Here is a 19,142-nt window from a genome sequence, read left to right as displayed (position 1 = left end):
CTCCAGATTAACTTACCGATCAACTGCCTATGACATCCCACATACAGTGATTACAACGATTTACACCCATGAAGAAATACCAGAAGAGGACATACATTTTATGTATATCTCTTACGGAGGATCTTACCGTTTGCTCTTGCACCTAATAATGAATCACAACTGTCATTCAGAAAAATTAAAAATAATTAATGTATACTTTAAACCATGTTCCATTACACAATAGTAACACAACCCAATTAACTCTTAGAATACAGCACAGGTCTAATAGACTCTATTAAATGTATTGATTTAGAAAATTAATCGTCCAGTACATTCGTTTTATTTAACAAGTAAAACCAATTTATTAATAAATTTATATTATTTTTAATATTACAGATTATCTTGTAAATATATCCACAAGTGAGAGGAAACGAAGAGGATAATCTCTTCGTTAGTCAGAGAGAAAATAAATATGAGAAAGGAAAAAGAGACAAAGTAAAAAATATTACTTTAATACTTGACGGGCATTAATCGCTTGCACAGGTCGATTATTTGTACCCGTTGGTAAAACCTTGGCAAATTTAGCCACTTGCTGTGGATCGACTTTCACAGGTGATTTTATGACAAACCATCTAACCCCTTCAGTACAAGGCGGTGTGGTAAGCGAACCATTAAAATAGAAGTAATCCCATTCTGCAGGCAGTAAACTCTGCCAAGCAATCGTATGTGACAGTGCTTGCTGTTCATCAGCCTTCGGTAAATCGCCCCATAGTTGTTGTAGTTGTTGATTGACATGGCCTTGCTCAAACATTACAGCAACCACAGCCAACTTACCTTGCTCACTAGCATGAACCAAGTGCATTTCTAATGGGAAAGACTTACCATCAATTTGGTTTTCACTCGGTGTATGAAAGTGAAACTGTTTTAGCTCATAGGTTTCACCTTGCCAGGTAAGGATTGAGCCAGGCTCAACATTTAACTGTATGGTATGCCCATTATTGATAATACTTTTAGTTTGAATGGGTTTATTCCAAGAAAGCGCTGGCAGCTCAGTATCAAATCCTTGTTTAATATTAACAGGTGACTGATTTAGTCCAGATTGACATGTCGCAAATGATTTATCAAGCTGCCCCCAATGCGCAGGCCCTCGTTTACCTTGATATCCCCAATGATGGGTACTGTCTGCTGCACTGTATGGGGCTATTAATACAGTTGATAAAAACAATAAAACAGATGTTTTAATTTTCATAATATCCTCAAAGACATGGTGTAAATCGGTGTTCAACAAATACTTTACCAGACTTAAGCAATGATATTGAAGAAGATAGCAGGCATGAGTGTATATATTTAAATATCAGAATTTGACAAAGGAAACCAATGTTTTTTAAGTTTAACTAATATACCCTGCTTAAATAACCTCTGTCTAGATGAGTCAAAGTCATTTAAAATTTGTTTAATATTTGGATTAAGTTTATTACCCGATAAAAATTCAAATCCTTGGTCAAATGCAGGTAGTTTCCCAAACTTTTCATCCATGCCTTTTTCAATTAAATAGTGATCAAACACTTCTTCATAACCTGCCAACCCCTCAACTCTGTTATGGTCCAGCATTTGGAATCCTTGCTCAACAGTATTGACCTCCCTCAGTTCGATCAGTTCAAGGTGGGCATTCCAATAACGGCCATAATCCCACCCTCTCATCCCAGCAAGCCTTACTCCTATTATATCCTCCAAGCCTCGCCAGTTATTTTGTTTTTTCTTATTAACATAAATAACATAGTGCACGGTATTTACTGGATATTTAGAAAAGACTAGAAATTGACTTCGCACCCCGGTCTTTGCTGCAGGGAAAACAACATCAACCTCATTTCGACGCGCAAGTGATATTACTCTGGCCCAAGGGTAAACCATCAGCTTAATAGTGTACCCTTTATGATGCAGGCTTAGCCTGACAACATCCCAGCTAAACCCTTGCAGCCTTTTGGAGTCATGTCCAGGAGGAATTAGCTCCCCAATTTCATTGGTTTCTGCCACACTTTGCCGAAAGCAAAATGGAGCATAGCCCTCTAGGGTAGCCACGCTTACTACCTTATTTGGATCATAGGTGTTGGCAGGCACAGGTACATCACTTGCGTCCCCTTGCCTTAACACTATAATCAGGGCAAAAGACACAGTTGTTTTAATAGCGCTGGTTACTAACCTCTTAGCACAGTCCATGACTGCCGTATCGTTTCAAAGCAATTACCCTCATCCTCAAAATATCATACGCTCTTTTTATCATAGATCATCATACGAAAGACTTGTCTTTGAGATGACAAAGTCATCGTATCAAAAAGCTCAACCTATGTTATCCACGCTTTGCTTTTTCAGACTATACATCGAACTATTTTACTGCCACATATTTTTTGAGTGATTGAAAACTACATAATTTGGTTTGCAGTGCTTGAGTTTATTGATGGGGGAGCAAATTAATACGTGCATTATATTGACTTAATCAATACCGTTCGCAAATCAATTTTATGCGCGCTATAAATAGCGCACATATAAATGCTGCGTGAAGGGTATAACCTGAAAATAATTAAATATGTTTAGAACAGGGCCGTTATCTTTAATTCAAGTCCAGCGCATACTGCCGGAGAATATCGATCGGCACAATATCCAGGGTATTAATATGTGTACTTCCAAGAATCACTTTAGGTGCGCAGTTATGCTGGTATGCTTCCCACCAACGGCCAGCACAAAGACACCACTGGTCACCTGGTCGTAGTCCTGAAAAACCATGCTCTGGCACAGGTGTGACTAAATCATTGCCCTGTTCCAAGGAAAAAGCTAAAAACGCCTCTGTCATCACTGCACATACTGTATGAATACCTACATCCTGATCACTGGTGTTACAACAACCATCTCGAAAATAACCTGTTTTTGGTTGGTGACTACAAACACTTAAAGGCTCACCAAAAACATTGAGTGAAGGAGCTTGTTCCATGATTTTTTCCTTAAAATGTATCTCGCATTCCAGTGCATTTACTGCTACCAGCTTACCCATAATATGCTGATGACACACACCAATCCTGCAGCAAAAGCTAAAGACCTCAATAAGTCCAAATTTTTAATATAAAAAAAGCCATGAAAAATACGTGCAACAACAAACAACCCAGCAAAAAGTGACGTTTGTGTCTCAGGAGCATGACGTAAATGTGCCACCAGGATCGCAACAATAAAAACAGCTAACGCTTCCCAAGCATTTTGCTGCGCAGCATAGGCTCGTGCACCATAGCCTTGTAACTGGCTAATCTGTTGTCGAGGATGTTTGTTATCAATGCCACCAGGAAGCTGACTTCGATAATATGCTCCAATACCCGCATAAATATAGGGCATCACAGCAATAATCACTAAACAGATTAATGGTGTAGCCATTTAACGAATTCCCTTGTGCAGATTATTGCTCTGTAATGATGAGTATTTAGCAGAAACATCAAGAGTATACCCTCTTCACTACCGCTGATTGAAAGACCACACACTATGGGGACAGTCATAAAGCCAGTGTACTTGTAATTCACCAAACTGCCCCTATTTCTAAAATATCAAGCCTGTAACGTTTCACATGATTCCTTTTGGAACAACGTTATTGGCTTTGCGCTTTTTCCTGGTTAACTTAGAATTTATACGCCAAGGAATCATTAATTTATGAATTTTGATGATAAAACGAAGTCCTTTTTGCGGGTCTTTGCCTGTTTATTTTTGCTAGCCGCTACGTATGTGGTTGCAACCCAACGCATTAACCTTCACCACCAGTATGTGATCAGTAGCTTTATTGTATTAGGTGGTTTTCTGTCTTCATTAATTGTGTTGAGCTTAACTCAGTTATACCGAAAATGGTGGCTTAATTTGCCTACAAGTAGTGGGTATTTAGCGCTGCTTGGCTTTATAACCTATAAATGCCCAAATCATGCTGCAAAAGAAATTATGATTATGCTTTGCTTTGTCGCGCTGGGTATTTTTGCAGGAAATTTAGTCAAACTTACGCGAATGCCTCAATCTCCTGCTAATCCTCCCCCATTCCTTTAATTCAGGCTAGTCACCTTATTACAGCAGCCCACACTAAGCCTATTTACCTTAATCTAGTTAGAGTGTTCTTTTGCTAAGGCTAATTCTTCCAATCCCTGACAACAGTCAGGTAGCGACTTTAACCAGTAACATGTCACTTCTTTACCCCAACGATTAATCGTATCTCCAGAGTGCATACCAAGCTTTTTGACGATGGCCTTGGCGGCCTCGTTATCCGTTTCAACCAACGTCACGATGGAAGGTAAACGAAAACGGGTAAAGGCCAGATATACTGCTGCCTTAGCCGCTTCAAAACCATAGCCTTGTTGCCATACATCCCGCTGCAAGCGAAATATTAGCTCTATTGTTGATTTTCCAGTGACAGCAAGAGGAGCCAGGCCACTGTAACCAATAAATGTACTATTTGACCTTGTTTCTACTGCCCAACGGCCAAAGCCATAATTCTTATACATCACTTGATATTCTGTAAGCAATTTAGTTGCTTGCTCCAAACTCAAAGGGCCTGAAGGAGAGTAGGCCATCACCTCAGGATCAGCTAACAACTGGTAAAAGGATTGTGCATCATCTTCTGTCAACTCCCGCAGTCGTAAGCGCTCGGTGGTGAAGATCATTGTTGAGTTTCCTTAGTTTTCAATCAGCTCTTTATCCTATCGCTACACTTATGTGCTAACGTAAAACGCTATACTCATCAGTATTTAGTCAATCATATTCATAAGATAGCGACGAAACATTACCTTAAAATAACTGCTAAAGGTAAATGGTTGAGCATTGATTGGTACTTTTCATATTATATGCCATATGCTTTCTTATCAGGTCCCCATTAACCTGACCACGTATCGATTAAAATATAAGACATTAACCTTGCAAGCAATGCCTCCTTAGCATATCAGGCTAAGCACTAAAATAAAGGGTGCCTAGGCCCTTTAAACGATATAAGATGTCAACCACTCTCTTCCAGGAAATGCGACAGCTGTTGTCCAATAGCCATCGACTACGTGTGGGGTATTAGATTTTGCATCACTTGTCTTAGTGCTGCACAAAGATTTTTTTGACCATTAAACTTCAATTTGCACACCACTTGTCGTTCAGTTTCCTGTAACCAGGCTAAACGGATCAAAGCCTCCCGATAGCGTGGCTCCAGCAGTTGATGACTTTGTTTATCCGCTAGCCAGTATGCTAAGGCATTCGCTATTGCTGGTAATGTAAGCAGTAATCCACGTTGCCCTTTGGCAAAGCCACTGATTAACTCCCAATCTCTAAGGCTGATCTGCCTAAACAGGTCCTGAGCTGAACAGGCACTAACCCATTGAACGATAACCTCACAGTCGAGAGAATGAAAAACCATATGGTTTGCGGTTAACCAGTAGCGCAGCGCCAGCAGATGTTCCTGCTGCCAAACGGTACCTCTCGATTCTGCCTTATCGTTCAGTGGTTGTAGCATCACCGCTGAAAATACACCACTGGCTGCATCAGCACTTAAGCCCCAGCGAACAGGTAATAACCCACAACGGAGCCAGAAAGAAAGCACATCAGCCGTTAGCCCAAAGCTGGTCCCAATATAGTCATACTGAGCTTGCTGAGCATATTGCCTCAGCCTTGCTACAAGTTGCTGACCTATCCCTAAACGTTGCCAGTCAGGGTGGACAGCAATTCGCATCACTCGCAGGTAAGCAAAGGCCCCAGCCTGTTTATCCCCGCCATGATAAGTTAATGTTTGTGGTAAAAGCTGCCCTTTCAGGCGACGCAAACCCAGCCAAACAGGTTCCCTTAACGGCTCGGGCAATGGTGGTTCTTCGACAGCCCATAATGTACCCACTACCTGTCCCTGCCACTCTGCCACTAACAGACGACCACTAGGATCATCCAGTAACTGGCGTAAATCACTGGGCTTGGTTTGGTAGTGAGCCAATACCAACAACGCAAAAAGCTGACTTAACTGGCGTTCATTGTCTATCAGATCTTTAGCATCCAACCAGGTCAGTGTCAGCTGTTCAGGACAGAAATCTGCAGTGGGCATAACATCAGCAGGATTTGCCCCTAGCAATAAGGCTTGATAACTAAATGCTTCCAAAGGATCACCCAAACGCCAACGCACTGGAGCTTCAAGGGTCATCTGCTGAAAATAAGGAAAATGCTGCCGCAAAAAACGTTGGAAACGGACCGCAAAACCTCGCCCTGTTCCCTCATAACCATGCACAGTGCTCGCCAAAACACATTTAGGGTAAGCCATCACTAACTTCGTTAAGATTGGCACAGGTATCATCGCAGCTTCATCAATCAATAATAAATCCACAACTGGCTGTTGCTGCAGAATATCCTGCGGTGATAAAAAACATAACTGGCCACTTGGACCTGTTAGCGACTGACCAGCAGCTTCTTGCTTGCTGCCTTCAGGTTTAAGTGGCTGATAACCTGACAGTTCCTCATTAGCATGTTGCCAAAGCTTAGCAAGCGCCTGCTTACGTGGAGCCGTCGCCAGAATTGATAATGAGGGCTTATTATGAGTAGGGTTTGGTCCCAGCAATTGTGCCACTGCAATACCTAAAGCGGCAGACTTACCTCGTCCCCGGTCTGCAGTTAACACTAAAGGTTGTGCATTACGCTTTTCGACAAGCCCTACCACTTCTTCGACCACGCTCTGCTGCTCAGCATTAGCATAGGTTTGTGAGCAAAAGGTAGATAAATCCTCTTTACTGTTTTTCTCTGCATAAACAGCAGGCTGCTTCATTAACCCTTTTTCAGTAAATAGCCAGTGCCCCGAAAATCCTTGCAAGCAGTCCTTCAAGCGTTTAAGAAACAAGCGATGGGGATTCAAGCCCTGAGGAATAAACTGCTGATATTCTGGGTCATCAAATACTGGCCAGCGGCTAAGCTCTGGAATGACCCAAATCAGTGCTCCTCCAGCAGGAATTAGCCCCGTGGTTGCACCAAAACTGTCAGGATGAAGCCCAATAAAGCTGTCCATTACCACAACCTGCACTTCACGTCCTAGCCATTGCTTTATCTGACGAGGTTTTATGGCAGAGGGGGCTTGCTCTGGATCAGATAGCCATAACAAAGGATAAGGAGATGAACACTTCTCTTGCTGCGCTGAAAGATAAGATACCAGGCTACACTGCTGCTGATTTGCCCATTGGCAAGTACCACTAACAACGACCAAAGCCCGGTGCCCTGCCACAGAAGCCTGCTTACATGCACTCTTTAGCACATCAATCAATGTCATCTCATCATTGCTAACATCACAATCAACCATTGATTACACCAGCTATTTTTTCTTGTGCTCATGAGGTTGAGACATCACATCGATCTGTCCTCCCTCACGAATGTGCCAATAACAGTCAGCAATAGATGCCACTTCTTCTGGAAAGTGAGTGACTAATAAAACCGTCAAACCGAACTGCTGCTGTAACTCATGGGTTAACAGTAAGCACTCATGACGAAGAGTGGGGTCTAGCGCACTAAATGGCTCATCCAGTAGCAGCAATGGCTTTTGTCTAAGCAAGCAGCGCGCTAGGGCAACACGCTGTCGCTGTCCTCCTGAAAGCGAAGCGGGTGAACAAGAAAGCAGTTCTGCAATCGCCAGACGTTCAGTAACTTGTTGCAAGGACTGCTGCTGTTGAACTGTTAACTTAGCGGAAGGGGATACACCTAGCGCAATATTAGTAAAGACATCCAAGTGTTCTATCAAATTCTGCTGCTGAAACAACATAGTTACAGGCCGCTGCCCTGGCGTATCTTGGTCAAAGCGCTCACCCTGCCACAACAGCCTGCCTGAGGTTGCAGGCAGCAAGCCGGTTATTGCCTCTAATAAGGTACTTTTACCAACCCCACTGCAACCAGTCAGCGCACAAAAATGCCCCGCAGGCAGCTGCGCTGAATAACACAAAGCCTGCTGGTTGCGCTTGATGGTTAAACCTTCAACTGCTAACACCTTTTCTCCCCAGTGTTAAGTAAACCAACCCATAACATAAGCCACAACACGCCAGCAGCCAAACCGACACCGCCATTGCAGAAGTAAGCTGGTAGCTCCCAAGTAAGCGATAAATTGTCAGTGGTAGGGTATTAAAGTCTGCTGCACCCACCAAAACCGCTACCCCCATATCTCCCAAGGATAGAATCCAGGCTAGCGCAAGGGACTGAGCAAGCGGCTTACGGATCATTGGCAGCAAAAACCAACGCCACCAAGCCCAGTGCCGTAAATTCAAACTTTGGGCAAGAGGCTTATAGTAGTCATAACAATGCTGAAAAGCAGCGGCAAGTAAGCGAAAGGTAAAGGGCAACGCCATTAAGGCATTTGCCATCATAATTAAGGCATAACTCCAGTCATCAGATCTCCATGCCAATGTCCCAATAAACCATCCTGTAGCTAATACAACGGGCGGTAAAAAAAGTGCAGCAACCGCCGTTTGCTCCAACCAGCGGTCAACATAGCGATAACTTGTCCCAGCACGCACCTGCTGGCGAAAGTGCAACATTGCCAAGCTCAGTAAACAGGCCAGTAACGAGGAACCAAAGCCAATGAGTAATGAGTTGAAAGTTGCTTCCCCAAGTGATGAAGACCACGGCCATGCAGAAAGGCCCGCTCCTGCCCCCCACAAGATTGCTAGCAGTGGTAGCAAGCAAAACACTACCCCCAACCAGCGGATAGCAATCAACCATTTACTGGAAGCAAGCCATAGGGTTTCTTGATGGCTACGAATACTTACAGGCGCTGCCGTAGTTGAGGCTGGCATTAATCGCGTCGCTAACACAGCAATGATAATCGCTAACGTTAACTGCAATAAAGCCAGCATACCCGCAAGTGGCAAATCAAACTCATAACGTAATGCCTGATAAATAGCGACTTCCAATGTTGTTGACTTTGGCCCGCCGCCTAAAGCCAAAACAATAGTAAAGCTATTAAAGCACAATAAAAATACGAGCAAGCTCAAACCAATCACTTGAGTGCGTATCAATGGCCACTCAAGCCACCGCCAGCGCCACCAACCATTCAGCTCCATCTGGGCTGCCTGAGCATAATAACTCTCAGGTATGGACTCTAAGTGAGAAACCAGAACACGTGTTGCCAATGGCAGATTAAAAAACACATGGCATAACAATATGCCTGCTAATCCATAAATGGAAAATTCAGTGCCCAATACACTATTAAGCCAGCCACTACGACCATAAACTTGCACCACGCCTAAAATAACGACGATAACTGGCAGCGCAAAACAAATTTGCAGCAACACTAACAGCCACTGCCGCCCCCAAAACACTTGGCGAGCAATGGCTAATGCCAGGAGTATGGCCCCTCCCACACTAAGCAAAGCAGATAGTCCTGCCTGCTTAATTGAAAATAGCAAGACTTGCTGCAGCCAAGGGTCATTGAAGAGTGACCACTCAATATCAGTAAAAGCATATTTACCGACATTAAACAGTCCCCAGCTTAAGCTAAGCCAAACACAGCTCGTGGCAATGATACCTGGAATACAACGGAATAAACGACTCACTGACTTACCGCACGGCGCCACTGACGAAGCCACTGCTTACGCTGTTTTGCTATTGTTTCTAGAGGCATTTCCAGAGACTTACGCGGCGTAATCAACTGGCCAAAAGCCGGTGGCAGTTGTTTTATCGCGCGCACAGGTAACATCCAGTTATGAGTAGCAATAATGCGCTGAGCATTGGGTGAGAGTAAAAAGGCCAGAAACTGACGCGCCAGCTCAGGGTGTTTGCTTTGGGCCAACTGGGCAGCCACTTCTACTTGCAGCGTATGTCCTTCATTGAATGCAGCTGCCTGATAGTGTGTCACCTTTTCAACTTCTTGGTGGTAGGCTGGCGATGTCGTATAGCTCAGCACCATATCTGCTTCGCCTTTTAAGAACATGCCATAAGCCTCACTCCAACCTTTGGTAACGGTGACAGTGTGACTAGCCAATTGCTGCCATGCTTGCGTTGCTTGAGCACCAAACACCTGTTGCATCCACAGCAAAAGACCCTGCCCAGGAGTGCTGGTCCGTGGGTCCTGATAAATCACCTGAATATCATCCCGTTTAACCAACTCCGCTAGCGACTGCGGGGGATTCTTTAACTTACGTGTGTCATAAATAAATGCAAAATAACCATAGTCATATGGCACAAACACCTTATCCTGCCAGGGCTCTGGTAATGTCAGTGGTGGTAATGACTGCTGGTGAGGTGCAAATAACTTAAGTTGCTTGGCTGCCACTAATAAGTGTTGATCTAACCCTAAAACAATATCCGCAGGAAGGCGCTCTCCTTCTAGGCGCAGCCGATTCAGTAACCCGACACCATCAGTGCTGCTGAGCCAGTTCAGCTTACATTGACACTGTTTATCAAAGGCTGCTTTTAATTTTGGGCCAGGCCCCCACTCACTGATAAAGGATTCATAGGTAAATACAGTCAAAATCGGCTCTGGTGACTCAGAAGCACTAGCCTGTCCTGGCACTATGGCACATAACACCAAGCATAGACTCGCTATAGGTGGCATAGCGTTGAATTTGTGCTTTAAAAGCAAAAACTGTGCAACCTTTTTCACTAGATGCTTGATAAACAACATCAAAAAATTCCCCATCCATCTGCTATGGATCATCACCATTTAGCAAATTTGATTTCTAGTAAGAATGCCTAACTATGAGAATCCAGTTAGTCTGGGGGATAAGCTGGAGAGACTGCCGAAAAGCCAACTAATCATGGCACTTAATCTTAGGACAGCACTCAACTTCCTACGCCAGTTTTAACTGGATCAGGTTCTACGGGTATCTCTCAGCGAGTGTGATAGATCAATAGTGACGCAACCACACGTTTGCACCCCGATGAGTTCGGCCGTATTGTATACCGTTAATGATTATGTAACCAAGCCTAGTTCTGCTAGCGCCAAGGCTATTAATCACTGCTAGGCTTAAGGTATCCAAATTCGTTACACTTCTTTTACATCACTCATACTATTTAGTGAATGCCTATGTTGGTTTTACGCTGTACCCAAAAAGTCATCAAAGCAGCTGGACTGACAACCAGTGATATTGCTCCACCTCAAACACTAGGGTACTTAGGAGCATGGTACTGCAATATTGTCTCCATACGTGGCAGCTATTGCTTATTCTTCACCCATGAAACAACCCTGTATAGTCACGCACTGCTAAAAATTAAAAAACAAACTGTTCGAGACATCACCAGCGCTTTTAGAGAGAGCTTAAAACACAACCTCTTATTTGAAGGCTTCAACTCTGTCACGCTTACAAATTACTTACAGCATAATGAAAAGTGCGTCTTTACTAAAACCTGCAGCCGACGTGTACTTGGCTCTATGAATGATTTAGTGCATATGCTAGCAGGCTATTTAGAGGAACAACCTTTGATTGGCGAGCAAACCCTGCTCCGTATTATTCAGCAGGTTAACACCACCCCCATGAGCATGTTGGATATGAACTCAGGTATTCATGCAATGCGTCGTTTGTTGATGAAAGTTGCTGTTTGAGATTGATATTGTTTTTCAATACCATTTACTGCTTCACACCTTGTGCTTCCACTTTTCTTCTATTCCCTTAAGACGTTCTTTATTAGGAATGCCTTCGATGTCTATATCCCGTCGTCAATTTATTAAGTCAACCATAGCCACCAGCCTGATGAGCCAGCTACCTGTTCAGCTTTGGGCTGATGACTCTTCCCCTCATTATGACTATATACTGACAGCTGAACCGGCTGAGATTAATCTCATTGCAGAAGCCACCACTGCTGCATGGGGATTTAACGGGCAGTTTCCCGCACCAGTGCTGTATGCTCAACAAGACCAACCCATTCGCATCAAGTTTATTAATAAGTTAAATGAACCAACGACCATTCACTGGCATGGCCTTCGCATTCCCATTGCTATGGATGGTGTTCCTTTTCTGAGCCAACCGCCCATTCCTCCTGGTGGCAGCTTTATTTACGAATTTACACCACCCGATGCTGGCACATTTTGGTACCACCCGCATATGAACAGCACCGAACAGCTGGGTCGAGGCTTAGTAGGCGCCTTCATTGTTCGAGAGCGACAAGCTCAAGCTTTTGCAGAAGATATCACCTGTGTACTAAAAAACTGGCATATTGATCAACAAGGACAAATTAAGCGCTTATCCATTCCTCGTTATGCTGCACGCATGGGCACACCCGGTCGTTGGCCCACGGTCAACGGTTTACACCAACCCACTTTCGACGTACCTGCAGGAGAGTGGGTACGGTTACGCCTGCTAAACGTCGATAATACGCTTACCTACCGACTGCATATTCCCAATGCTCAAGCCTATATCCTGGCAATAGATGGTTGTCCACTAGCAACTCCTCGCCCTCTTACAGAACATCCGATGGGTCCAGGTATGCGATTAGATTTAGGCTTTATTGCTCCCAGTAAAGGCACCTCCTGGGAAGTGTGGCACGGTGAACACTACCCGCTCCTGAGCCTGCACTCAACTGTCTCGTCACAAGTCAGCAAAACACCTCTGCCCAGTACATTATCTGAGGGTCAGCACAGCGTACCATCACTACCAATGAACCCTATTCCTGAACCAGACTTGGAAAATGCAGAAAAAGTAAACTTTATTTTTGAGTGGGCTGGAGCTTTAACGCCCACAGCTCAACAAAAAAAAGGCAAGCATACCTTCTGGACGATCAATAAACGTGCTTGGGAAGGCATGAGTAAAGATAGTATTCCCGCACCACTGGTCACACTTGAGCGCGGCAAAAGCTACATTTTTACACTCAAAAACATTACCCAATACCACCACCCTATTCACTTGCATGGCCATAGCTTTACTGTATTAACGTCTGACAAACGAAAAATAATACCGTATCAGACCGATACCGTATTACTTGGTAAAAACGAAAGCGCCCAGATTGCATTTGTGGCAGATAACCCTGGCCGATGGATGTTTCACTGCCATGTGATTGATCATATGAAAACAGGGCTAATGGGCTACGTCACTGTGACTTAACTAGACTTAAACGGCTATGTCCTTGGCATCATAGCTGTCATGCTCCTCATCAGATTTATCTGTGACGGTTGATTTAAGTGAAATAGTTGCGAATTTTGAACATTCACCCAAACTAAAAGCATTATCTCCACTATCACAGCATTACCTTGCTCTACCCAGAAAAAAACAGTCAAAGGTTTAATACAATGAGTAGCATGATGGCATGCACCCTGATCACAAACGTTCAACCAGATGGTTTAGCTTGGTTACAGGAATGGTGTAACCGACATCCAGCACTATCTATCAAGGAAGAAAGATACGATGAACAAGAAAATCAAGCTTGTCTTCAATGGCTAATGTCGGGTGTCACAGATAATGCTATTGAGCTGATTGATACCTACATTGCCAAGTTTCAACCACATTTTGCTCGTGGCGCCATTCAGCCTGAAGCTTCGATTAGTTTTGATTTAGTGTTTGTCCTGGAGGGAAAGCGATGGTGGCAAAAAGTGGATAGTCAGGTTTACCTTGAACTAGAATCCCTGAAAGAGCAGCCAGAGCAGCTGACAGATTGGCAACAGCAGCAAGTCAACTTAGGTCCTCGTCAATACTTTACACAACTTTTACAAAGCTGGAGCGAAGAAATTAGTTATCCCTTTGACTATAGTGAGCTAGAAGATATTCTGGACGATGTTATTGAGGATGCTGAAGAAATTATTCAATAACATGCTCTAAGATATTCTTTTCCTTGCTCCGTCATTTCAAGCCTTAGTACTTAACGCCACCCACATTATTAGCTATACCTAATACAATACCTGCTATTTTTGGGTGAAGTAATGTGGTAGTGATAAACACGTCTGTAGGTCCAATAACACAAAGTATTCACCGAGAGTCCACGTGCATCGACTCAACACAGGCTTTAGAAATCAAGCGGATTGCGTCAAACTCTCCAGCCTGCCAGCTTAACCTTCAGCCTGGGGATTTAATCTGGCAAGTCAACCATCAGCCTGCCAGTGAGGTTGATCTTCTAGAAGAAAGCTATCAGTCTTCACACATCCATTACTGGCTCTACTCTCGGCAATCCAACGCCACGATGGAAATCAGTGCCCCCAGCACACCCTTGGGCTTTCATTGTGAAAAAACCAGCACTGCTATCGTTAACCATTGGCAGCAAGGATTATTTGACTGGCAGGATTTGTTCATCCTTTGGAATCGCCGTGAGTGGGATAATTTACTGCTTTGCTGCGATTACTACTACCGGCCGTTAGTTATTCGCTCTTTCCTTCGCTGGCTTAAAATGGAGCAACGCTTTAATGCAACTCACCTGTTCCGAGGGGCTGCGCTTTTTGAAAAGGAACAGTTAGCCAAAGGGGTACGACTGATAGACCAGTATGTAAAACACTGCATTAATATCTACAGTAGTGCCTTTATGAGTGTCGCTAGTTTATATCTTGCATTTTGGTCAAAACAGTGTGGACACTGGCAAGACTGGTTAAAATGGTTGCAATGTGCTGACTTTTTCAGCCAGGGTAAAATCACCCGCATCATGCAGACAGTAACAATGGAAGCGCGTATTGAACCCATTGCTGTGGTTCGCTGGCTAAACCGACCTTTTCCTGTCAGTTTTAATCTACCAGTCAATGCTAACTTACCGAACCAGGCACTCCCTAAACTCAACCTTGAACTTCATGCCCTCCTGCAGCAGATGGAGCATCATCAGCTTTTACCTGTTTGCTTACTCGCAAGTAAACGGCCTAACCCAACCTACAATACTCTGATGAAATGTTACCGCACTCTTTATAAACACTGGGGAAAAGCGCTACACCCATTAATCGTCATTACCACTTACAATGATTTACAGCCACCCAATCAAAACCAAACCTATGAGCAACTGTGCTTTAAAGAAAATATTCCCATTATTTTTTTAGCTGATAAACATAACCATGTTGCCAGTCACTTACAGTTATCTCATACCCCTGCATTTTTTCTCATCAACCATGAAGGCACAGTCTGTTTTGAGGGTACACAAATTAGCCCCTACGATTTCTGGCAGACTTTGTCTCAGATCCACTAGTGACTAATAGCCAGTGATTCTTTTTTTTACATTGCCCCAATAATCTCAGTGACCTCGACCTTTAGAAACCTTTTCTCAAATTGAAGAAAATATTATCAATAAAAAACAACAATAATTATCAGCAATAATATTCATCCAAAAAATAATTCTTTTGCCTCACTACACTCACTCCAAATTCAAAAAAACACAATAAAAGCATGGAGTTACAGATAAGCCCGAGCATCACTCAAGCTACTAATGGCTCATACTATAAAAAATGAATTCACATTAACCGGTATTTTGCTATTGACAAAAAGGAATATCTTATTGCAATTAAGGATTATTCTTGCTTTTAATAACTATCTGATCTGAATCTTTTGTTTATTTGGCATTTACTAACAACATTGATATATCACTGTATTACAAGGGTAAAGTGCTAAATAAGGTAATACAAAGCTCAATATCATAAATAGCTCATTAATTAATTGAGCACTGGCTTACAAAAGCAACATCCACTATTCACATGGCATTGCTGAATATTTATGGACACTGTAATAATAGATATAGGCTAGAAATTAATTTTTTTTATTGGCCTGTACCACAATCAAAGATAGAATAGCAACGTTTAGAACAAAGCCTGTTAAACCATTGTTCAGGAAGATTGACTTGCAATATCTATTGCAAAGCTAATTTAGGACAGCCGTCAAACAATACGTTTCAACCAGTACTTATTTTAATCTGCCCAAAGTAAACTTCAGGGTAACAACAATCAAATAGTAAGTATCTGGTAATAAAAGACATTTTCGAAAAACTATTCGCAACAGATGTTCTACCGCGAAGCAAATTAGAGAATGTCTAACAAACGTAAGGCAATTTCTCAGGCCAGAAAGTAAAAGTAAAGTATTAGTAACAAGCAAGTCATACCCGAAGAAATGAGTTGCTTAATCAGCACTGTAGTGAATTGAGGTGTAACAGATCATGTATTGGGAACCCTTAGAAACCGCTTCTAGTGAGCAGTTACTAGCCTGGTGGCATCCAGCACCTGATTGGGTTGAGCCTGAAGACCTTCAGTTATTCTATGATGAGCTTGGATTTATCATCAGTGAGTATGTCCCCAATGGCCAAATATGGCTAAAACAGCAAATTGCTTGCGGTAACCTGGAACAACAGTGTGCGGCCTTACGCCATGGCTTATCACGCCAAAAGCTATTACCTGAAGATCAAGATTTACTACTTGCCGCACTAGACTCCAATCAGCCAGAGTTTCAAGCTATTGCACTCAGTGAATGCATTAACCAACAACGATTTCTACTTCCTCTACATAAAGTTCAGCAGTTAACCAAGAGTGGCAATGAAGACGTTTCTGCTTTAGCAGAAATGTACTGCTGTTATGCCTTTCCAAATGAACAAATTTTTAGACTTCAGCGCTGCCTACTATCACCATCCGCCAAAACCCGCGAGGCAGCCTGTGACTTCATCGGCAATGAGCTCATTAATGTATTGGAAATCGCCCTTAGAAAGCGTCTGCAAGATACAAACTATGATGTTAGAGATGCCGCTAAAGAGAACTTAGCGATTTTGAAAGAAAACCTCCAGTAGCAACCCTCTTCCTTTATTTAAGTTACACCTGAGGGTGTAACTTAAATAAATATACCTATTAATCCTTTACTCAAAAGCCTGATACCAGTGATGAGGCATTAGTGCTTTAAGCGGCTTAAATATTAGCTGATTCTCCGCATTAGTCACTGCCACTTGTACATCATAACCCCAGTGAAATAATCGTTCCTGGCAAATTCCACATGGCGAAAGAATAACAAATGAAGTTTGGTTATCTGACCTAGACACACATAAACTATGAGTAACCTCCTCATTAAGCTTATGGGCCTCGCAAATCGCACCCACCTCCATACAAAGCCCTAAACCTTCTTGTTTAATCGCAGGTGAAATACTTGTTAAAATTTTACCACTATTAGTTCGAAGTGCTGCTGCTCCAGCCCACCCATCAGGATAGCGCTGTTCTGCCAAGTCAACTGCCGCTTTATACAACGATTGATGTATAGTGTAATTATCATCCACCGCTAAACTCATTACTAACCCTTTTGACAATACTGCACATTACAACTTCACTGAAAAAATAATACAATTGTAGTATATAATTTTAGCATAATTATACAAACTAGTGTTCCCACAACATAAAGCTAGTCACCGGTTCGCGAATTACACCTTGGTCATCTGTTTCCAGTTGTCTATTAATGCGTTCAATCATATCCAGACAGTTCAGCGAAAAAGGATTCCCTTCGCACAGTTTTATGCTTTTACCCACATCATGATCCGCTCTGGCTTGATAGTTACCTCGCTTCGGACAAGCAGATAAGAACTGTGTTTGCCCCATGGAAGACTTCCAACAGAAATTCGGCATAGCGTCCAAAATAAACTGATGAATTTCAGATTCACTCGTATCGACTCTTTCCTCAAACTTGATGGAATCATTGAGATCAATAGTCAACTGCCAAAAGCTGTTCCGCTGTTTTTGAATAATACTTTTTACGTTAGTATGCCAGTCGTTTGCGTAAAAATCTTTCCAGCTTAAAAAGTTTTTCCAACGCCAATCTACTACTGACGGCTCTCTTGCCTGCCAATAATCCAGTTCTTGTTGAATATAGTCTCCATACTGCTGCTGTTCAGTATTAGACTTTAAAACCCGCTGAATGCCTTGCTGCTGATAATACTTCATAAAAGCCTGTGTGGTGTAAAAACGAGTTGCATCATGCTCACCCTGTCTTACATTCCATCGACATGGTTTTTGTGCTGTATTAAACAAGCCACTAAAAGCATCGTCATAATAAATTGCGTATTGGTCACGAGTTGCTGTGCGTCCTGAATTAAACCACTGTTTATCCAATTGACAGTGCATTGATCCTTTTAACTGAGGTGGCTGTACTTTTACATCAGCTGTTAGCACCACCGGAAGCGCCATAACACCCCATTGGGCAGTTTTTGCCATCATTGCACCAATATAGGTAAAATCAATCATGACATTACACTGCTTATACTTCCCACACTTGCCATTTTGTTGAATATTGACACCTTTATATAACCTAGGTGCGGATACGATCGCATTATTATCAACTATAGGGTTGTCATCACGAGGTTGATTAACTGACATACCCGCCATAGAAACATGCAACTGTTGTGGTTGGATATCAACTAAGCGTATATCAGGACGTAATTGATAATAATAATCCAAAAAAGCCATTTCCTGCTGGGTATAACCACTCAACAGTAGTCCTTGCCTCACCCCAAAGTCCATAGCATGTACCGCTTTTGCAGTAACCGTCAGAATACCTTCAACCTGTTGTTTAACCTGATCACTAAACAACATAGCTTGCTCATCAGCTGTTACCCGATAACTTAAGGATGCCATGGACTTGACTATTTCTTGAACCAGCTCCTTACGCAAAGCCACCGTTAACTCACTCAAGCCTTGCTCACCCTTTGCGTGCAACTCAACAAGCTTATTGGCTAATACAAGATCTTGCTCTGCCAAATTCTGATCAACCTGCTTTAAGTAAGCCAGTGCTGTATGATTACCCTCTCGTTGCGCTCGCGTCATTTGCACCTTTACATGCTGACGCAAAGACTCGATAGATACACGTTCTTTTGTGATTTGTTCATAATACACTAAGGCCACATCCGCAGAAGTGACTAAATCTTGAAGGGAAGCAATCACCTTCAATGCGTTATCAGCAACTTCCTGAACACCTGCAACAGGGTATTTATCTGTAGGTTGATAATAGGGCAATAAATAATATGTTTTATCTGTTGAAAGATCATTTAGGGCATCAATGCTGGTAGGGTTAGCATGGTCAGGAAAAACCGTTAAGCCTAAAATAAATTCCTGAAACTGCTGTAATAATGCACCTCGATATTGATCACTCGCAATATCGAGATCTTCTCCCGATAATGGTAGTCGTCCTGGCAATGATATTGGGGCCGAAAAAGCACACACACTAAAAGTGCAAATAAGTAATATAATACTGCGAACAATGAGTTTATTCATACTTCCTTATCTCTTAAAAACTTATCCTATT

Annotated in this window: 17 protein-coding genes and 1 riboswitch; of the genes, 6 read left to right on the top strand and 11 right to left on the bottom strand. The window is 42.7% G+C overall.

Annotated features, from left to right (window positions below; all coding sequences use genetic code 11):
* Positions 1–484 precede the first annotated feature (484 nt).
* From KHS79_RS12195 to KHS79_RS12180, 4 genes are all read right to left on the bottom strand, one after another.
* A complete protein-coding gene (locus tag KHS79_RS12195) occupies positions 485–1,228 on the bottom strand; it encodes a carbonic anhydrase (RefSeq protein ID WP_212719291.1) in 744 nt (247 codons plus the stop codon).
* A 98-nt stretch (positions 1,229–1,326) separates the two neighbouring features.
* Positions 1,327–2,196, bottom strand: a complete 870-nt coding sequence (locus KHS79_RS12190) for a substrate-binding periplasmic protein (protein WP_212719288.1) — start codon at positions 2,194–2,196, stop codon at positions 1,327–1,329.
* Between the two features lie 391 nt (positions 2,197–2,587).
* On the bottom strand, positions 2,588–2,965 hold the full coding sequence (locus KHS79_RS12185; protein WP_027708248.1) for a DUF2237 family protein: 378 nt from the start codon (positions 2,963–2,965) through the stop codon (positions 2,588–2,590).
* A 44-nt stretch (positions 2,966–3,009) separates the two neighbouring features.
* Positions 3,010–3,396 (bottom strand): MAPEG family protein, encoded by a 387-nt coding sequence (locus KHS79_RS12180; RefSeq protein WP_212719285.1) that lies wholly within the window; start codon positions 3,394–3,396, stop codon positions 3,010–3,012.
* A 270-nt stretch (positions 3,397–3,666) separates the two neighbouring features.
* Between KHS79_RS12180 and KHS79_RS12175 the strand changes: the two genes are divergently transcribed.
* On the top strand, positions 3,667–4,047 hold the full coding sequence (locus KHS79_RS12175; RefSeq protein ID WP_027708250.1) for a hypothetical protein: 381 nt from the start codon (positions 3,667–3,669) through the stop codon (positions 4,045–4,047).
* 53 nt (positions 4,048–4,100) lie between these two features.
* Here KHS79_RS12175 and KHS79_RS12170 read toward each other — a convergent pair whose 3' ends face one another.
* The 5 genes from KHS79_RS12170 to thiB all read right to left on the bottom strand — a co-directional run bounded on the left by KHS79_RS12170 (position 4,101) and on the right by thiB (position 10,609).
* Positions 4,101–4,658 carry a GNAT family N-acetyltransferase gene (locus KHS79_RS12170; protein WP_212719283.1) on the bottom strand — a complete coding sequence of 186 codons (558 nt, stop codon included), beginning with the start codon at positions 4,656–4,658 and terminating at the stop codon, positions 4,101–4,103.
* A gap of 380 nt (positions 4,659–5,038) precedes the next feature.
* On the bottom strand, positions 5,039–7,300 hold the full coding sequence (locus KHS79_RS12165; protein WP_212719280.1) for a tRNA(Met) cytidine acetyltransferase TmcA: 2,262 nt from the start codon (positions 7,298–7,300) through the stop codon (positions 5,039–5,041).
* A 12-nt stretch (positions 7,301–7,312) separates the two neighbouring features.
* Entirely contained in the window at positions 7,313–7,978 is a 666-nt protein-coding gene (locus KHS79_RS12160) for an ATP-binding cassette domain-containing protein (protein WP_212719277.1), read from the bottom strand.
* Positions 7,965–9,539: an ABC transporter permease subunit gene (locus KHS79_RS12155; RefSeq protein WP_212719274.1), complete on the bottom strand. Its 1,575-nt coding sequence runs from the start codon at positions 9,537–9,539 to the stop codon at positions 7,965–7,967. Before KHS79_RS12155 ends, KHS79_RS12160 begins: the two co-directional genes overlap by 14 nt.
* Complete coding sequence (gene thiB, locus KHS79_RS12150; RefSeq protein ID WP_233468399.1) at positions 9,536–10,609, bottom strand: thiamine ABC transporter substrate binding subunit; 1,074 nt, start codon at positions 10,607–10,609, stop codon at positions 9,536–9,538. Before thiB ends, KHS79_RS12155 begins: the two co-directional genes overlap by 4 nt.
* 145 nt (positions 10,610–10,754) lie before the next feature.
* A riboswitch (TPP riboswitch) is annotated at positions 10,755–10,875 on the bottom strand.
* A gap of 136 nt (positions 10,876–11,011) precedes the next feature.
* Here thiB and KHS79_RS12145 point away from each other — a divergent pair.
* The 5 genes from KHS79_RS12145 (at position 11,012) to KHS79_RS12125 (ending at position 16,650) form a co-directional block, all read left to right on the top strand.
* Entirely contained in the window at positions 11,012–11,527 is a 516-nt protein-coding gene (locus tag KHS79_RS12145) for a DUF6933 domain-containing protein (RefSeq protein WP_212719272.1), read from the top strand.
* Positions 11,528–11,624: 97 nt separating this feature from the next.
* On the top strand, positions 11,625–13,022 hold the full coding sequence (locus KHS79_RS12140; protein ID WP_233468398.1) for a multicopper oxidase family protein: 1,398 nt from the start codon (positions 11,625–11,627) through the stop codon (positions 13,020–13,022).
* Positions 13,023–13,207: 185 nt separating this feature from the next.
* Complete coding sequence (locus KHS79_RS12135) at positions 13,208–13,723, top strand: hypothetical protein (protein ID WP_212719269.1); 516 nt, start codon at positions 13,208–13,210, stop codon at positions 13,721–13,723.
* A gap of 113 nt (positions 13,724–13,836) precedes the next feature.
* The gene (locus tag KHS79_RS12130) at positions 13,837–15,072 is read left to right on the top strand and encodes a hypothetical protein (protein WP_212719266.1); all 1,236 of its coding nucleotides are present in this window, start codon (positions 13,837–13,839) and stop codon (positions 15,070–15,072) included.
* A gap of 957 nt (positions 15,073–16,029) precedes the next feature.
* Positions 16,030–16,650 carry a hypothetical protein gene (locus tag KHS79_RS12125; protein WP_212719263.1) on the top strand — a complete coding sequence of 207 codons (621 nt, stop codon included), beginning with the start codon at positions 16,030–16,032 and terminating at the stop codon, positions 16,648–16,650.
* A gap of 66 nt (positions 16,651–16,716) precedes the next feature.
* Here KHS79_RS12125 and KHS79_RS12120 read toward each other — a convergent pair whose 3' ends face one another.
* Both KHS79_RS12120 and KHS79_RS12115 read right to left on the bottom strand, forming a co-directional pair.
* Positions 16,717–17,139: a cytidine deaminase gene (locus KHS79_RS12120; protein ID WP_212719258.1), complete on the bottom strand. Its 423-nt coding sequence runs from the start codon at positions 17,137–17,139 to the stop codon at positions 16,717–16,719.
* An 88-nt stretch (positions 17,140–17,227) separates the two neighbouring features.
* On the bottom strand, positions 17,228–19,111 hold the full coding sequence (locus KHS79_RS12115) for a hypothetical protein (RefSeq protein WP_212719255.1): 1,884 nt from the start codon (positions 19,109–19,111) through the stop codon (positions 17,228–17,230).
* Between the last annotated feature and the right edge of the window lie 31 nt (positions 19,112–19,142).

This window comes from Zooshikella ganghwensis (assembly GCF_018263875.1).
Lineage (GTDB): Bacteria > Pseudomonadota > Gammaproteobacteria > Pseudomonadales > Zooshikellaceae > Zooshikella > Zooshikella ganghwensis.
Note: the sequence above shows the minus strand (reverse complement) of the source record. Positions and strands in the feature narration are given on the sequence as shown.

What these genes read in the sequence shown, in the direction of transcription:
- KHS79_RS12120 (WP_212719258.1), bottom strand. Translation starts at nt 17,139, where the DNA reads ATGAGTTTAGCGGTGGATGATAATTACACTATACATCAATCGTTGTAT.
- KHS79_RS12195 (WP_212719291.1), bottom strand. Translation starts at nt 1,228, where the DNA reads ATGAAAATTAAAACATCTGTTTTATTGTTTTTATCAACTGTATTAATA.
- KHS79_RS12170 (WP_212719283.1), bottom strand. Translation starts at nt 4,658, where the DNA reads ATGATCTTCACCACCGAGCGCTTACGACTGCGGGAGTTGACAGAAGAT.
- thiB (WP_233468399.1), bottom strand. Translation starts at nt 10,609, where the DNA reads ATGTTGTTTATCAAGCATCTAGTGAAAAAGGTTGCACAGTTTTTGCTT.
- KHS79_RS12185 (WP_027708248.1), bottom strand. Translation starts at nt 2,965, where the DNA reads ATGGAACAAGCTCCTTCACTCAATGTTTTTGGTGAGCCTTTAAGTGTT.
- KHS79_RS12135 (WP_212719269.1), top strand. Translation starts at nt 13,208, where the DNA reads ATGAGTAGCATGATGGCATGCACCCTGATCACAAACGTTCAACCAGAT.
- KHS79_RS12180 (WP_212719285.1), bottom strand. Translation starts at nt 3,396, where the DNA reads ATGGCTACACCATTAATCTGTTTAGTGATTATTGCTGTGATGCCCTAT.
- KHS79_RS12145 (WP_212719272.1), top strand. Translation starts at nt 11,012, where the DNA reads ATGTTGGTTTTACGCTGTACCCAAAAAGTCATCAAAGCAGCTGGACTG.
- KHS79_RS12115 (WP_212719255.1), bottom strand. Translation starts at nt 19,111, where the DNA reads ATGAATAAACTCATTGTTCGCAGTATTATATTACTTATTTGCACTTTT.
- KHS79_RS12190 (WP_212719288.1), bottom strand. Translation starts at nt 2,196, where the DNA reads ATGGACTGTGCTAAGAGGTTAGTAACCAGCGCTATTAAAACAACTGTG.
- KHS79_RS12125 (WP_212719263.1), top strand. Translation starts at nt 16,030, where the DNA reads ATGTATTGGGAACCCTTAGAAACCGCTTCTAGTGAGCAGTTACTAGCC.
- KHS79_RS12175 (WP_027708250.1), top strand. Translation starts at nt 3,667, where the DNA reads ATGAATTTTGATGATAAAACGAAGTCCTTTTTGCGGGTCTTTGCCTGT.
- KHS79_RS12165 (WP_212719280.1), bottom strand. Translation starts at nt 7,300, where the DNA reads ATGGTTGATTGTGATGTTAGCAATGATGAGATGACATTGATTGATGTG.
- KHS79_RS12140 (WP_233468398.1), top strand. Translation starts at nt 11,625, where the DNA reads ATGTCTATATCCCGTCGTCAATTTATTAAGTCAACCATAGCCACCAGC.